The organism is Alkanindiges hydrocarboniclasticus (assembly GCF_001982605.1).
In the GTDB taxonomy this organism is placed as follows: Bacteria; Pseudomonadota; Gammaproteobacteria; order Pseudomonadales; family Moraxellaceae; genus Alkanindiges; species Alkanindiges hydrocarboniclasticus.
In genome coordinates, this window is record NZ_MLCN01000003.1 from 54,328 (window position 1) to 68,506 (window position 14,179).

General features: G+C 48.7%; 14 protein-coding genes. 8 read left to right on the forward strand and 6 right to left on the reverse strand.

The genetic code is table 11. From position 1 onward, the window contains the following. The first annotated feature begins 26 nt into the window (after window positions 1-26). Window positions 27-1,145, forward strand: a complete 1,119-nt coding sequence (locus tag BKE30_RS00855; RefSeq protein ID WP_076876779.1) for an NAD(P)H-dependent flavin oxidoreductase — start codon at window positions 27-29, stop codon at window positions 1,143-1,145. A 14-nt stretch (window positions 1,146-1,159) separates the two neighbouring features. Here BKE30_RS00855 and BKE30_RS00860 read toward each other — a convergent pair whose 3' ends face one another. The 4 genes from BKE30_RS00860 to BKE30_RS00875 form a co-directional block, all read right to left on the reverse strand. Beyond that, window positions 1,160-1,525, reverse strand: a complete 366-nt coding sequence (locus tag BKE30_RS00860) for a RidA family protein (protein ID WP_076876780.1) — start codon at window positions 1,523-1,525, stop codon at window positions 1,160-1,162. Window positions 1,526-1,686: 161 nt separating this feature from the next. Beyond that, on the reverse strand, window positions 1,687-2,121 hold the full coding sequence (locus BKE30_RS00865) for a hypothetical protein (protein ID WP_076876781.1): 435 nt from the start codon (window positions 2,119-2,121) through the stop codon (window positions 1,687-1,689). Between the two features lie 140 nt (window positions 2,122-2,261). Further along, a complete protein-coding gene (gene purU / locus BKE30_RS00870) occupies window positions 2,262-3,122 on the reverse strand; it encodes a formyltetrahydrofolate deformylase (protein WP_076876782.1) in 861 nt (286 codons plus the stop codon). Between the two features lie 166 nt (window positions 3,123-3,288). Next, on the reverse strand, window positions 3,289-4,014 hold the full coding sequence (locus BKE30_RS00875) for a TetR/AcrR family transcriptional regulator (protein WP_076876783.1): 726 nt from the start codon (window positions 4,012-4,014) through the stop codon (window positions 3,289-3,291). A 125-nt stretch (window positions 4,015-4,139) separates the two neighbouring features. Between BKE30_RS00875 and BKE30_RS00880 the strand changes: the two genes are divergently transcribed. The 4 genes from BKE30_RS00880 (at window position 4,140) to BKE30_RS00895 (ending at window position 8,102) form a co-directional block, all read left to right on the forward strand. After that, the gene (locus BKE30_RS00880) at window positions 4,140-5,591 is read left to right on the forward strand and encodes a coniferyl aldehyde dehydrogenase (protein ID WP_076876784.1); all 1,452 of its coding nucleotides are present in this window, start codon (window positions 4,140-4,142) and stop codon (window positions 5,589-5,591) included. Window positions 5,592-5,751: 160 nt separating this feature from the next. Continuing rightward, the gene (gene rpmB / locus BKE30_RS00885) at window positions 5,752-5,988 is read left to right on the forward strand and encodes a 50S ribosomal protein L28 (protein ID WP_031952295.1); all 237 of its coding nucleotides are present in this window, start codon (window positions 5,752-5,754) and stop codon (window positions 5,986-5,988) included. A 12-nt stretch (window positions 5,989-6,000) separates the two neighbouring features. Then, window positions 6,001-6,156 (forward strand): 50S ribosomal protein L33, encoded by a 156-nt coding sequence (gene rpmG, locus BKE30_RS00890; RefSeq protein ID WP_003654787.1) that lies wholly within the window; start codon window positions 6,001-6,003, stop codon window positions 6,154-6,156. A gap of 209 nt (window positions 6,157-6,365) precedes the next feature. Continuing rightward, window positions 6,366-8,102 (forward strand): cation:proton antiporter, encoded by a 1,737-nt coding sequence (locus BKE30_RS00895; RefSeq protein WP_076876899.1) that lies wholly within the window; start codon window positions 6,366-6,368, stop codon window positions 8,100-8,102. Between the two features lie 253 nt (window positions 8,103-8,355). Here the strand turns inward: BKE30_RS00895 and BKE30_RS00900 are convergent, their stop codons facing one another. Both BKE30_RS00900 and BKE30_RS00905 read right to left on the reverse strand, forming a co-directional pair. Then, on the reverse strand, window positions 8,356-8,637 hold the full coding sequence (locus tag BKE30_RS00900; protein ID WP_034280446.1) for a hypothetical protein: 282 nt from the start codon (window positions 8,635-8,637) through the stop codon (window positions 8,356-8,358). 195 nt (window positions 8,638-8,832) lie between these two features. Then, complete coding sequence (locus BKE30_RS00905) at window positions 8,833-9,336, reverse strand: DUF6586 family protein (protein WP_076876785.1); 504 nt, start codon at window positions 9,334-9,336, stop codon at window positions 8,833-8,835. A gap of 123 nt (window positions 9,337-9,459) precedes the next feature. On the opposite strand from BKE30_RS00905, the gene BKE30_RS00910 reads away from it, so the two are divergent. From BKE30_RS00910 to BKE30_RS00920, 3 genes are all read left to right on the forward strand, one after another. Continuing rightward, complete coding sequence (locus BKE30_RS00910) at window positions 9,460-10,512, forward strand: NAD(P)H-dependent flavin oxidoreductase (RefSeq protein ID WP_076876786.1); 1,053 nt, start codon at window positions 9,460-9,462, stop codon at window positions 10,510-10,512. A gap of 433 nt (window positions 10,513-10,945) precedes the next feature. Beyond that, window positions 10,946-12,496: an OmpA family protein gene (locus BKE30_RS00915; RefSeq protein WP_076876787.1), complete on the forward strand. Its 1,551-nt coding sequence runs from the start codon at window positions 10,946-10,948 to the stop codon at window positions 12,494-12,496. Between the two features lie 223 nt (window positions 12,497-12,719). Continuing rightward, on the forward strand, window positions 12,720-14,084 hold the full coding sequence (locus tag BKE30_RS00920) for a hypothetical protein (RefSeq protein WP_076876788.1): 1,365 nt from the start codon (window positions 12,720-12,722) through the stop codon (window positions 14,082-14,084). Window positions 14,085-14,179: the final 95 nt, after the last annotated feature.

Here is a 14,179-nt window from a genome sequence, read left to right on the forward strand (position 1 = left end):
CACCATACATTCAGAGAACATTTGCCATGAACAATCAATTTGACTCAGCCCATTCTTACCCAATAAAAACCCGGCAATTTTTACAGCAACTGGGTATCCGGCATCCTATTCTTTTGGCACCCATGGCAGGCACCAGTACACCTGAACTTGCAGCCGCAGTGAGCAATGCTGGCGGACTGGGTTCACTGGGACTGGCCAATGCCACGGCAGAATTAGCCCGGCAAGCCATTCAGCAAACCCGCCAACTGACCAGCAAGCCATTTAACTGCAACTTTTTTTGCCATCAGCCCCCACAGCAGGATTTGGCCACCGAGCAAGTCTGGCTTGAGTATATGTGTCCGTATTTTCAGGCATTCGGTGCCCTTCCACCAAAAACCCTAAAACCGGTGAATTTTAGCCTGATTGACAACCAGCCTATTGTGGACATGCTGCTGCAAGAAAAACCAGCCGTGGTGAGCTTTCACTTTGGCATTCCCATGCCGGATGTCATTAGGCAGCTTCAGCAGGCAGGTATTATTTTGCTGGCCAGTGCCACCAGTCTGGCTGAAGCCAAAATCATTGAAGCGGCTGGAATAAATGCCATCGTGGCGCAAGGTATAGAAGCTGGCGGGCATCGGGGAATTTTTAACCGGGATATTGATCCGGCAATTGGTACGCATGATCTGGTACGCCTGTTTACAGCTCATACCAGCCTGCCCATCATTGCAGCAGGCGGTATTATGGATGGTCATGACATTCAGTATGTACTGGAACTTGGTGCCTGTGCCGCCCAGCTGGGCACGGCCTTTGTCATTTGTGATGAATCTGCCGCCGATCCGGTATATCGCCAGCGCCTGCAAGACCCTGCTTTTCAGGCCACCCATATTACTGCCAGTATTTCCGGGCGGCCCGCACGTGGCTTGATGAGCGCATGGCACACGCAGGTAGACCAGCCGGAGCGTCCGGCCTTAAGCAGTTACTCCTATCTGTATGACTTGGCCAAGCAGTTAAATGCACTGGCCAGCCAGCAGGGCAACCATGACTTTTCCGCCTACTGGGCAGGTAGCAACGTAGCACGCATTCGTAGGCTGAATGCCACTGAACTGATGCATACCCTGATAGACGAGCTGCATCAGGCTAAGACCAAGCCATCAGCTTATCCCTAGAATAAACAGCAGGCTTAGTAAATGGCTGCAGTAATCACAATCTCCAGCTTCCAGTCCGGATTGGCAAGCTGGGCCTGCACCGTTGCGCGCGGCGGTGGATTGCGTGGTGATACCCACGCGCGCCACGCCTGATTAAACCCATCATAATCGGCCATACTGGCCAGAAAAATCTGACAGGACAGAATCCGGTGCTTGTCGGAACCAGCTTCTGTTAATAGCGCATCAATCTGTGCAAAGACTTCCTGTGCCTGTACCCCAATATCACTACCCTGTTCATCTGCGCTATGCCGGGGCACTTGTCCAGCCAGATACACCACATCCCGATAGATGGTCACATCGCAATAGCATTTGCCCACATGTAGCCGCTTGATCTCTGACATTTCTCATTCCTTGATTATTCAGTTGATATGCAATCCACTGCCTATAAATTAGGCCTGATAGCATGCATATTGCAAGCGCTGGATAAGAAAACCATACATCAAGCTATTTGTTGATGTGATGCGATGTCCAAAGGTTAAATATTCAAACGCAGAGCAAATTTTTAAAGATGCTCAAGATAGCTAAATGATATAAAACTTATTCCTTTTTTGTGAAGCAAGTAAATTGTTCTTTCAAGATACCAACTTATATTTGTAATACTGGAATCTGCGATGAGTTGTCTATTTATACTAGGTGATATTTGCACTCCATCATTAATGGAAAATATAAACTCTCCACCTACTTGTGTATCTTTCCACGTCATTACAATTCCAATGTTTTCTTTTAGCCCGTACTTTTTCTGGAAAATCTGAAATAAAGTGTCCTGATCTAGCGTGTCACTTTGCCAGTTATAATTATCAGCATCATGAACAGGTAAATATGTTTGCTGATTATTATAATCATTGAACGTCCATCCAATAGCAATAAGCTGTTTTATCAAATCCAATTGCATTATTGCTGATGTAAATTCAATATCTAATTGTGCATGAATAGCCATTTCGCACCTCCATTTTCTGTTTTTTTTATTAAAATAGCTATTTCCCATCAACTATTAAGCAATAAAAATTATTTATCAAAGTAAAAATGAGGCCATCTTAAAATACTTTAAGTGACCTCTATTTAGTCTATAAAAAGTGTTTAATCAAATACTATTGTTTTATTACCATGCACAATCACACGGTCTTCCAGATGCCAGCGCACGGCACGGGCCAGCACATTGCGCTCGACATCCTCGCCCAGTTCACGCAAGTCTGCCACGCTATAGCGATGGCTCACGCGCTCGACATCCTGTTCAATAATTGGTCCCTGATCCAGCTCTGCCGTCACATAGTGCGCTGTGGCGCCAATCAGCTTAACGCCTTTATCATAGGCCTGACGGTATGGATCTGCCCCCACAAACGCCGGCAGGAAGGAATGGTGAATATTAATCACCTTCATCGGCCATTTTTCCACAAAGTCACTGCTTAAAATCTGCATGTAGCGTGCCAGCACCAGCAGATCATTACCTGCCATGATTTCATGAATCTGGGCTTCGGCTTCAGCCTTGGTATCCTTGGTCACCTTGATCACGGTAAAGGGAATGCCAAAGCCTTCTACCGCATCGCGCAGGTCTTCATGGTTGCTCACCACATGGGTAATTTCGCACGGCAACAGGCCACGCGCATGCCGCCACAGCAGCTCCAGCATGGCATGGTCATACTTGGACACCAGAATGCCCACTTTTTTGATGTCACTGACTGCGCTGAGCTGCCAAGTCATCTCATACCGTCCGGCCACAGTATCGGCAAAGGACTGACTTAAACTTTCACGGCGGGCTGCCAGCTGGTTGACTTCAAACTCAACCCGCATAAAGTAAGTGCCGCCCTGTGCTTCCGTGGCGTACTGATCCAGTGCGGTAATATTGGCGCCCTGATGATACAAAAACCCGGATACTGCCTGAACGATACCAGAGCGGTCAGCACAAGTAATCAGAAGGCGCGCGGTATTGGCCGTGGTCATGTTAAAAATCCCATCTGTATTTTAAGTCAATTCAAGCAAACAAAAAGAGCAGGCATTCTAGCTGCTTTTAGGCAGGGCTTAAATATTTTTATTCAGCCCTGCGCTGCGGTTATTGCGGCATTGCTGGGCCGGATTTATTTTCATTTAGCTACTGGTCACTAATCCATCACGACAGCAATTTATTGTCGGTGCTATTAGCCGTTGTGTTGCCAATCCCATGGGCTGACAGGCTTTCAAACAGCTCGGACTTGCCAATATTGGTCAGCAAGGTGTCGTAGGCCTGACGGCTATCGCCAATCAGGTATGGGCCTTCCAGAAACACCATCTGGCGTAAACCCTGCCAGATCCAGCGCTCATCCATCACGCCAGCATGCGAAATATGCCCTGACATGTATAAAAAGTTGGTCCAGTTGGTCAGCACAATCCAGATATTGATAATCAGTGCCTCAATTTCGGACGGCTCAATTTTCATCAGTCCGGCATCCACAAAGCCCTGATAAATCTGCTTGCCCTTTTGCATCACCTGCCCGGCAAAGTTTGGATACATTTGCTTGAAGTCCTCATTGGAATCCATCAGGTGATGAATATCGCGATGCAAAAAGCGGTACTTCCACAACTGCTGGCTTAAGGACTGAAAATACTGGATCTTGTCAGCGACGGTGAGCGGACGGTCTGTTGGCAGACTCAGCAGATCAATCGTCTCAGTCTGGTACGTGTCCATTAACTCCTTAATAATCTCGGTTTTATTCCTGAAATGATAATACAGATTGCCAGGGCTAATCCCCATTTCAGCAGCAATATGATTGGTCGTAACCACACGTTCACCACGTTGGTTAAACAGCGCCAAACTGATCTGTAAAATCCGGTCTCGTGTCTTTAATGGCTTCAAAATAGCTCATCCTGATTGCAATTGAATAACCTTTAAACCTGACGGTTCATCAAAAACCTATTGACACTTTAGAGCAATTACTCTAAAAATCAACGTATCTTAAATAAAATCTGGCCTCATGTCCTATTATGAATAGCTTGTCATCTCCTGTCAGCGTACAAAGCACATTGCCACTCGAAATTCAACGCATGCATGATGCACTGGCAGCCCAAAAAACTGCTTACTCACAAAATCCGGTGCCGTCTGCACATGAGCGCATTGAGCGTATTGCCCGCCTGCGCCGTACGCTGGTGAAGTATCAGGATGAAATTGCCAGTGCCATTTCCGAGGATTTCGGCAATCGCTCTATTCATGAAACCAAAATTGGCGAAATCATGACCTGCCTTGAGCAGTGTACCTATTACAGCAAGCACCTGACCAGCTGGATGAAACCATCCAAGCGTCATGTGTCTGCCATTCACCAGCCAGCCAAAGCCTGGGTACAATACCAGCCACTGGGGGTGATTGGTATCATGGCACCCTGGAATTATCCGCTGCTGCTGTCGGTTGGCCCACTGATTTGCGCACTGGCTGCCGGTAATCATGCCATGCTCAAAATCTCCAGCTCGTCCAAAAGCTTTGGCAAGGTACTGGAGCGCGCGCTGGCTGAAGTATTCCCCAATGATCTGGTCACTGTCATCAATGGCGGCGGCCCGATTTCCGATGCATTCTGCCGCCTGCCGTTTGATGAAATCGTATTTACCGGTTCCATCCCGGTGGGCAAAACCGTCATGGCAGCCGCTGCTGAAAATCTGGTACCAGTCATTCTGGAGCTGGGCGGCAAGTCACCGGCCATTGTGCATCCATCCATGTCGCTTAAAGATGCTGCCGAGCGTATTTCTGCGGGCAAGTTCTGGAATGCCGGCCAAACCTGTGTGGCACCGGATTATGTATTCCTGCCACGCGGCCGCACCCGTGAGTTTGTGGCCCATATGCGCCATTTTGCCACCAGCATGTACCCAACCCTGCGTAACAACCCGGATTACACCAGCATCATCAATGACAAGCAGTATAATCGTATTCAGGGCTATCTGGACGATGCCCGTGAGCAGGGTGCCGAGTTTTTTGAATTCAACCCGGCCAACGAAGAGTTAAGCAGCGTGCGCAAGATTGCCCCAACGCTGGTGGCCAATGTAACGCCTGATATGGCATTGTGCCAGCAGGAAATCTTTGGCCCGGTACTGCCGATTATCGAATATGACGACATTGACGAAACCATTAGTTACATCAATGCGCGCCAGCGTCCATTAGCGCTGTATTATTTTGATTATGATGCTGACCGTGCCGAGTACATGGCGCGCCGCACCCATTCTGGCCATTTTGGTATTAATCAGGTGCTCACCCACGTGGCACAGGATGACCTGCCGTTTGGTGGCGTTGGTGCATCAGGCATGGGCAAGTACCATGGCGAGGAAGGCTTTTACAACATGAGCCATGCACGCTCTGTAATGGTTAAGCCACGTTTTTATGCCCTGAAAATGATTTTGCCGCCGTTTGGCAAGCCAATTCATAAAATCCTGTTCAAGACCATGCTGCGCTAAATGAACGCGTAGTCGGGTCAATACAATTAAAAGTGCTTTTTCTAGCCATTTGACTTGTGTTTGGGGCGTTTTTTTGGTATAAAACGCCCCTTGAATTTAATCAACCACTTTTTTGATATGAAAGGCCGTTAACATTGTGGCCTGATCAATGGAGTTTACCATGTCTAAGGTTTGCCAAGTTACCGGCAAGCGTCCAGTCGTTGGCAACAACGTCTCGCACGCCAACAACAAAACCAAACGCCGGTTCGAGCCGAACCTGCATCACCACCGTTTCTGGTTAGAAAGCGAAAAGCGTTTTGTACGCCTACGCCTGACCACTAAAGGTATGCGTATTATCGACAAATTGGGCATTGAAAAGGTTATTGCTGACCTGCGTGCTCAAGGTCAAAAGATCTAAGGAGCCCTGGTCATGCGCGATAAGATTCGTCTCGTGTCTACTGCTGGTACTGGTTATTTTTACACTACCACCAAAAACAAACGTACTATGCCTGAGAAAATGGAGATCAAAAAATTTGATCCGAAGATTCGTCAGCACGTTATTTTCAAAGAAGCCAAAATCAAGTAATCTGGTTTTAGCATCAAAAAGAACGGTTCAATATTGAGCCGTTTTTTTTTACATTTTTTTCGGGTAATTTCCGCGACTTTGCTACAATTCCTGCATTCATTCATTACTATCTAAAAGTATCACTGACTAATAACGCTGTAACTTAAATTTATTACCCTTTTTGAATGTCCTTAAGCCATTTTGCTGGCTGTCTTTTTTGGGAGAAACTGGTGCCGCATGAAGTTGATCTAATTATTTTACTGGCCGTCGGCTTTGGTACGGCACTGGTATTTGGCTATCTGGCGGCACGCCTGCGCCTGCCACCCTTAATTGGCTATTTAATTGCCGGTATTATTATTAGCCCTAATACGCCCGGTGTGGTGGGTGATATTGCGCTGGCCAACCAGCTTGCTGAACTGGGCGTCATGTTCCTGATGTTTGGCGTTGGCATGCACTTTTCACTGTCAGATTTACTGGCGGTACGCCGGATTGCCCTGCCCGGTGCCATGCTGCAAATTGCAGTGGCAACCCTGATGGGCATTGGCCTGACCATGTGGTGGGGCTGGAGCTTTGGTGCGGCACTGGTATTTGGCCTGAGCCTGTCATGTGCCAGCACGGTAGTATTGCTGCGGGCGCTGGGCGACCGTGGCCTGCTGGATTCGGTCAATGGCAAAATTGCGGTAGGCTGGCTGCTGGTTGAAGACCTGGTGATGGTACTGGTGCTGGTATTGCTGCCTGCAACTGCAACCCTGCTGGGTGGCGAAGCCCCGGTGCAGGAAGGCCATACTGCTGCCGACCAGAATATCTGGCTTACCCTGCTGTTAACCCTGCTCAAGGTTTCAGCTTTTATTGCCTTTATGCTGATTGTCGGCAAGCGGCTCATCCCCAAAATTATGCTACTGGTGGCGCGGATTGGTTCGCGGGAGCTGTTTACCTTAACCGTGGTGGCCTCAGCCGTCAGCATTGCTTATGGCTCGTATGTGCTGTTTGGCGTGTCGATGGCGCTGGGTGCTTTCTTTGCCGGTATGGTGGTGAAGGAGTCAGACTTTAGCCATCGCGCTGAAGAAGAAACCCTGCCCTTGCGTGAAATCTTTTCTGTGTTGTTTTTTGTCTCGGTTGGCATGCTGTTCAACCCCAGCATTATCGTGGAACAGCCCTTACAGATTCTGGCAGTAGTTGCCATTATTATGCTGGGTAAAACGCTGGCGGCCATGGCGCTGGTGCTGTTTTTCCGTTACCCGCTAAACACAGCCCTTACCGTTGGGGCCAGTCTGGCGCAAATTGGCGAGTTTTCCTTTATTCTGGCCACACTGGGGCTGTCCCTCAAACTGATTACCCCTGAAGCACAAAACCTGATTCTGGCCGGCGCGCTGATTTCTATTACCCTAAATGCCTTTATGTTTACTGCCATTGAACCAGTACAGCGCTGGATACGCGCTCGCTCGCATCTGGCTCGCTTGCTAGAACGCAGTGGCGATCCGCTGGCCATGCTGCCGGATGAAGTTGACCAGTCCTACCTGAAAAATCAGGTGGTGATGGTGGGGTATGGCGAAGTGGGCCGCCGCATTGCCAAGTCCTTGCAGGAACAAAATATCCGCGTGGTAATTGCCGAAGAAAACCGGGAGATTGTAGAAAACCTGCGTAACAAAGGCATTGCAGCGGTGTCGGGTAATGCCACTGAGCCTGCGGTACTGATTCAGGCGCATATCATGCATGCGCGGATGCTGGTGGTATCCCCCATGGATATTTTGTATGTGCGGCGCATGGCAGAAATTGCACGCCAGCTTAATCCGGATATTGAAATTATGCTGTGTGCCGAAAACATTGAAGAAGCCCGAGTGCTGGAGCAGGAAAACATTGGCCGTGTGTACTATGCCAAAACTGAAATGGCCAGCAATATGACCCATCATATTCTGGTGCAAATGGGGTTTGATGAACGTGAACCTGCGTCAAAAGCGGCGCATTAATACTTCGCGCTGGCCAGTACCACTGTGCTTACAAACCAGCATGATGTTGAACCGTGGCGTTAAACAATTGTTCTAAAACAAGATAAAAAAAGAGCGCTACCCTTGGCAAGTAGCGCTCTTTTTTCTTAAAAACTTGCTGATTACTTAAAAGCTGATTACTAAAAAAGCGTGTCAATTTTTAGCAGGACACTGAAACAGTCGGCTTTTAACAACTGCACAATGACAAAAGCAGGTGCATGAACGCTTAAGCCCATTAGCTATAGTGTGCAGGCTCGACATCAAACACTTCAGCATGCCAGCGCGCAGACTGTTGTTCCATCATCATGTAGATGGCAGACTGAATCATATGCTGCCCCAGTGCCTGTGCATTGTCACCCAATACAGCCTGTACCTGATCAGAAAACTTGATGCTCACCAGTGGCTCACTGTCGCTACCAGAAGGACGCAATACCAGCTCACCGTTGGCCTGTTGCACCAGTTCCAACACGGTTTCGGTTGATTTCAGTAATTCTTTGATTTTTTCAATTGAAGCCATTGTCTTCTCCACCAATCCTACAGTCGCGATCAGCTATCGCGCTGGTGCGAAACGCCATCAAATAGGCTTCAGGCAATCAGATTGCTACTAAATAATGACAACCCTGAAAACAAATTTGATATCTTTACTTCAATTAAAATGCGATCAATGACAGCTTTTTTCAAGGGCAATACCGGCCTTTTTATAAAAAAATGGCTAAAACTCTACCATTTCATCACGAAAACCTTCAATGAGTTGCAATAACTCACGATGCCACTCGCGCAAGATCTGCACATCCGGCAGCCACGCCTGCGGGCTTTGGGTTACCTTGATAATCAGCATGGAGGAACTTTCTTCTTCCGGCGCGGGTGCCGGAGGTTCCGGGGCATACTGGCAAAAGGCATAGGCACGGTTGAGTTCAGCCAGAAAACCTTGCTGCGACAATTGCTCCAGAATGCTGACTTCGGGTGACACTTGCTCACGTGCCGCCATTTTTTCCTTGATACTCTTTAGGGTTGGTCGTGGATCATCAAGGCGATAATAGCGGGCCAGTTCCTGCAAAAAAGCCAGTACGGCACCCTGCAAATGAAACACGGCAGATTCCCGCGCACCCTGTGCCTGCTGTACTTTATCCGTTTGCTCCGCCTGCTGGCAGGCCAGCCGGGCAAAATACAGTTTCTGGTTGGTACGGTCAGCATGGTAACGGGCAACACGTGACATGATTTTTCTCGGGGCTAAATTGGCTATAATCATTTTATTATACCGTGACTATCAGTGCTTTTTATTTTTGGCCGGTATTCAATTGTTGATATTTTAGGTTGTTGGTATTTTAGGAAATTAAGCATGCAAACCCGTTTAACCACGCTTCTGGGCATCCAGTACCCCCTTGTTTTATCAGGCATGAGCTGGATTTCCACACCAGAGCTGGTGGCGGCAGTCAGCAATGCCGGTGGCTTGGGCATGCTGGCTTTAGGCCCATTAAGCCCTGAGGAAACCCGGGTCGCTATTTTGAAAATCCGCAGCCTGACGGATAAGCCTTTTGGTGTGGGTTGTACCCTGCTCATGCCCGGCGCCAAGGAAAATGCCGAAGTCGCGCTGGAATTACAGGTGCCCGTCATTAATTTTTCACTGGGTAAGGGTGACTGGCTGATTGAGCGCTGCCATGCTTACGGCGGCAAGGTCATTGCCACGGTTACCACGGCCAAGCATGCGCTGGCGGCTGAAGCACAGGGCGCAGATGCCATCATGGCCACGGGTCACGAGGCCGCCGCCCATGGTGGCGATGTGACTTCACTGGTACTGGTGCCGGCACTGGTAGATGCGGTTAAAGTCCCGGTAATTGCTTGTGGCGGTTTTGCCGATGGACGCGGTTTGCTGGCTGCCTTGGCGCTGGGTGCATCCGGCATTGCCATGGGTTCACGCTTTGCCACCTGTTTTGAAAGTCCGGTACACCAGCACACCAAGCAGGCGGTGCTGGACAAGGACCAGCATGCCACCATTTATTCATCCAACTTCGATGGCCTGCCTGCGCGTTACATGCAAACTGCCACAGCCCAGCGCCTGACACGCAAGCCCATGAATTTTTTTGTAGCGGCGTGGCAAGCCATGCTGGCAGCACGACAGCTTAATATTTCCTTATGGAAAATTATGGCGGGGCTGGTAGTTGAACCGACCAAGGTTCGCTTGCTGGCCTGCTTTGGGGCAGCTACGCCACGGCTTAAAGCAGCAACTGAACAGGGCGACCTGAAAACTGGTATGCAATTTATTGGCCAGTCGCAAGGCCTGATCCACGACATCCCTACCGCGCACATGCTGGTTGAACGCATTATTGACGAAGCCCGCCAGCAAAGCCGTCAGGTCAATCAGGTTCTGGCGGGTTCTATCACCACCCACTGATGCAACCGATTAAAGCAACCGATTGGTTTTTAGTGGTGATTAAGATTCACTGCTCATTACGCTGAAATTTAAGCACAACCTTTAAGCCCGGCAGGATCAGGTAAAAACTAATTTTGCCTGACCCTGTTTTGGCTGAATGGTTCTTTTATTCGCCAGAGGTTTTTACACGGCTAAAAATCATGAGTATTGTTACAATTTTTACCTGCCGACTAGAAAAGCTCACAATTTAAACAAAAACGCATAACTATAAATTTATCAAAATATTGCATGATCAAAGGGTACGACCAACACAACAAGCATGCACAACAAGATTGTCTGTTTAATTTCTGGCGCGCTACCTGAACCTGTGGCGCTTGACAAAAAATCTGACAAAAGCAGGGTTGGCCAGCATCGCACAATGGCAATTTGGCCGCCTGCAACTGGAGAATAACAAATGGCGATTAATCCGATTGACCTGCTTAGAGAGCAGGTTACCCCGCAAGTGATTCAGCCTGATCCGCTGACCGATGCCAGTCACCACCAATTCAACAGCAAGTCTGCCTTGCTGGATCAGTTTTATCCTATCCTGCTGGGGGTTTTTGCCTATCACCCCGATGCGTTTAATTTTGCACTGCAACATCCAAACGCCCTGTTTTCCGATATTTTTCCCCAGCAAATCGCCAATGCGTCTTTTAACCAGTTGCTGGAAGAATTCTCAAGGCACCACAATTTACCAGTAGACACCATTACCCCGTTGCTGGATCGGGCAGTGCCGCTCAGCGCGCAGGCCTTGCAGGATGATATTGCCCCAGCCAATGTGTTTGATTATTTGCAGACTTACCTCCCCATTATTGTTAGCAGTATTCCGGCATGGTCCATTGCAGTTCTGGGTAGTCTGGGACTGGCGGGCCTGTTTAAGCCAGAAGCTGATATTCCGGCTGTAGCGCCTGTTTCTGAAATTGAAACCGCACACCACATGCCCGTTGAAACCGGTGCCAAAACCTTCCGTGACCAGTTGCCATGGTGGCTTGGACTGGCAGCACTATTATTGCTGGCATTGCTGTTGCTGCGCGCCTGCCAGCGGGAAGAAGTTCCGCCACCTGTAACGACTACAACCACAACGACACCTGTTAATGCTAGCAATAGTGCTTATCCGGCCAGCATTAACCTGACTGTGGGCAGTAGCAATAACCTGCTGGCCTGTAATGCCAGTGTTGGGGATGCTGGGTTAAACAGTATGCTCAACACTGCAATTGGCAATGTGTTTGGCAGTCAGTATTCTTGTAATACACTGGTAAATCCGGCCTATAGCAGCACGCTGCCAGCACAGGACAAAATGCAAACCATTTTAAATCTGGTTAAGCCCTACCCCAATGCCAGCCTGACCTGGACAGGCAATCAACTGGTGATTAATGCACCGGATACGGCCACCATTAACCAATTGGTTGACCAGATCAAGGGCATTGCACCTGAACTTGGCGTGGCTGCCATCAGCCCACTGGATATTGACCAGTCAGTTAATAGCAGTATTGAAGCGGCACGTAGTGCTTTAAATAGCTTGCCCAATCCAGCACAGGCCGAAGATGTGGCCCGTGCCCTCAACCTGCAAATTATTAACTTTGCCAGTGATTCTGCGGTTATTCCTGCTCCCAACAAGGCTATTTTGGATATTGCCGCCAACCTGATGAAGCAGGCACCGGATATTGCCTTAATGGTTGAAGGCTATACCGACTCAACCGGGGATGCGGTTTATAACAAGCGTCTGTCCGAACAACGCGCGCGTGCCGTGCTGGATTATCTGGTCAGTCAGGGTGTGGCTGCCAGCAAGCTGAGTGCAACCGGTTATGGCCCGGAAAATCCAGTGGCCGACAATGTGACCGAGCAAGGCAAGTTTCACAACCGCCGGATTGAGTTTCGGGTTATTGATACCCAGACTGGCAATGTAGAGCAGGTCGATGAATCTACCGCAGTTACCTCAACTGCCGAGCAGGCCAGCATCCCTTAAACACCTGCAAGAACTGTCTATGCCCCCTGTTTTTAGCGTCACTGTCTTAATGTGGCGCTAAATATTTTACTTCCAAGCTTGTTGGGCTTTGGCTGACGCGCTTCTACTTTGATTGTCTGGCCGGATTTAATGCCCTTTTCATGGCTTAACCCCCTTAAACCGGGGGTTGAGTTTTTAGCAGGCAAAAATGATGCTAGTCCATAGACTCCTCAGGATTAGCCCCATGAAAACCTCCCTAAAAACACTGGTCATTTGCCTTGGACTTGGCACGCTAGGCTTAAGTGCCTGTAATAACGATAACAATCAAACTTCCGCTAAACCCAGCCACATCACCTTATCAGGCACGGCAGCAACCGGCGCAGCGCTGAATAATGCCAGTGTAACTGCAAGCTGTCAGGGTGGAAGCGGCTTTAACCAGCCTGTAAGCACTGACCGCAATGGCAAATGGTCAGGACAGGTGCTGGCTAACAGCTTACCGTGTGCGCTGCAAGCCAAGACTGCAAATGCCACCTTGCACAGCTACGCCACTACTTCAGGTAATGTCAATATTACCCCGTTGACCGATCTGGCAATTGCACTGGCTAGCCGCAAGCACCCGGCTGAATGGTTTAAAAGTAATCAGGCCATTACTGACAGCTCAATCAATGCAGCGATCAATGAACTCAACCAGCAACTGACAGGTAAAAACTATAGCCTGCCTGCCAACTTTCATCTCTTTAATACAGTTTTTAATGTTGGTGATGCCTTTGATCAATTGCTGGATGTCTTTCAGGCCAGCCTAACCGCCAGTAGTGCCAGCATTAAGGATTACAATGCCCTGCTTGAGCTGTTTGCAACCAGTGGAAATGCAGCCCTGCTACCTGTCGCGGCACCTGTGTTACCACCCAATGTACAAACCTGTGCCAGCAAAAACCTGCCTACCGCGACACTCAGCGCAATTCATGATTATGCTGGTGACTATCAGGACAAAAGCACACCAAGCACAGGTGCAACCATATTCAGCTTAAATACCCAGACTGGCAGCCTAACCGCCAACGGCATAAATGCCACCATCAGGCAGGTCTGCGGCCCCAATGTACAAAATAACGGAACCAACCATGTTTTATTAACGGATAAAGGCAATATCACATTATTTAAAACCACAGCCGGGAAATACAGTGCGGAAAGTGCTGATTTTTCAGGTTTTTATGCAGAAAAAACGCTAGCCATTACTGGGTGTGAATCGAATGGCGCCGATGACAAACTGGGCTTTAAGGATGCCCCACAGGATTTTTGCAGTTTTAGCAAAGCCAGTTCAGTTGCAATCAAGTCGCCGGATATTTACACCTTTTTCAACGCCGACAAGACCCAGAATGTCAAAGTAACTGTCGAAAATAATACGGTTAAAAGCATTCAGCTTGAAGACAACAATTATGCCTGGGCTTGTGGTATCGGTACATTGGCGACTTGCAACGGGGTGAACGTTGATCAGCGTAATGCCAATTTTATCCAGTTCCCCTTTAACGCTACGGTATTAAGCCCGGTTAATGGCACTCAGCAACCCTTAACCATTAAAAATGGCCTGCTGATTCATATCGCCAGTCAATAAATCCTACCTGCGTGCGCCAATGGTAAATTAGATTTATTTGGCGTATTTGACGCATTCCAATCAAGGCAGGGCATTAACACTGCCCTGCCTTGAGT

Bases quoted from the DNA above. Each gene is read 5' to 3' on its own strand.
- BKE30_RS00855 (WP_076876779.1), top strand. From the start codon at position 27: ATGAACAATCAATTTGACTCAGCCCATTCTTACCCAATAAAAACCCGG.
- BKE30_RS00860 (WP_076876780.1), bottom strand. From the start codon at position 1,525: ATGTCAGAGATCAAGCGGCTACATGTGGGCAAATGCTATTGCGATGTG.
- BKE30_RS00865 (WP_076876781.1), bottom strand. From the start codon at position 2,121: ATGGCTATTCATGCACAATTAGATATTGAATTTACATCAGCAATAATG.
- purU (WP_076876782.1), bottom strand. From the start codon at position 3,122: ATGACCACGGCCAATACCGCGCGCCTTCTGATTACTTGTGCTGACCGC.
- BKE30_RS00880 (WP_076876784.1), top strand. From the start codon at position 4,140: ATGAATAGCTTGTCATCTCCTGTCAGCGTACAAAGCACATTGCCACTC.
- rpmB (WP_031952295.1), top strand. From the start codon at position 5,752: ATGTCTAAGGTTTGCCAAGTTACCGGCAAGCGTCCAGTCGTTGGCAAC.
- rpmG (WP_003654787.1), top strand. From the start codon at position 6,001: ATGCGCGATAAGATTCGTCTCGTGTCTACTGCTGGTACTGGTTATTTT.
- BKE30_RS00900 (WP_034280446.1), bottom strand. From the start codon at position 8,637: ATGGCTTCAATTGAAAAAATCAAAGAATTACTGAAATCAACCGAAACC.
- BKE30_RS00905 (WP_076876785.1), bottom strand. From the start codon at position 9,336: ATGTCACGTGTTGCCCGTTACCATGCTGACCGTACCAACCAGAAACTG.
- BKE30_RS00910 (WP_076876786.1), top strand. From the start codon at position 9,460: ATGCAAACCCGTTTAACCACGCTTCTGGGCATCCAGTACCCCCTTGTT.
- BKE30_RS00915 (WP_076876787.1), top strand. From the start codon at position 10,946: ATGGCGATTAATCCGATTGACCTGCTTAGAGAGCAGGTTACCCCGCAA.
- BKE30_RS00920 (WP_076876788.1), top strand. From the start codon at position 12,720: ATGAAAACCTCCCTAAAAACACTGGTCATTTGCCTTGGACTTGGCACG.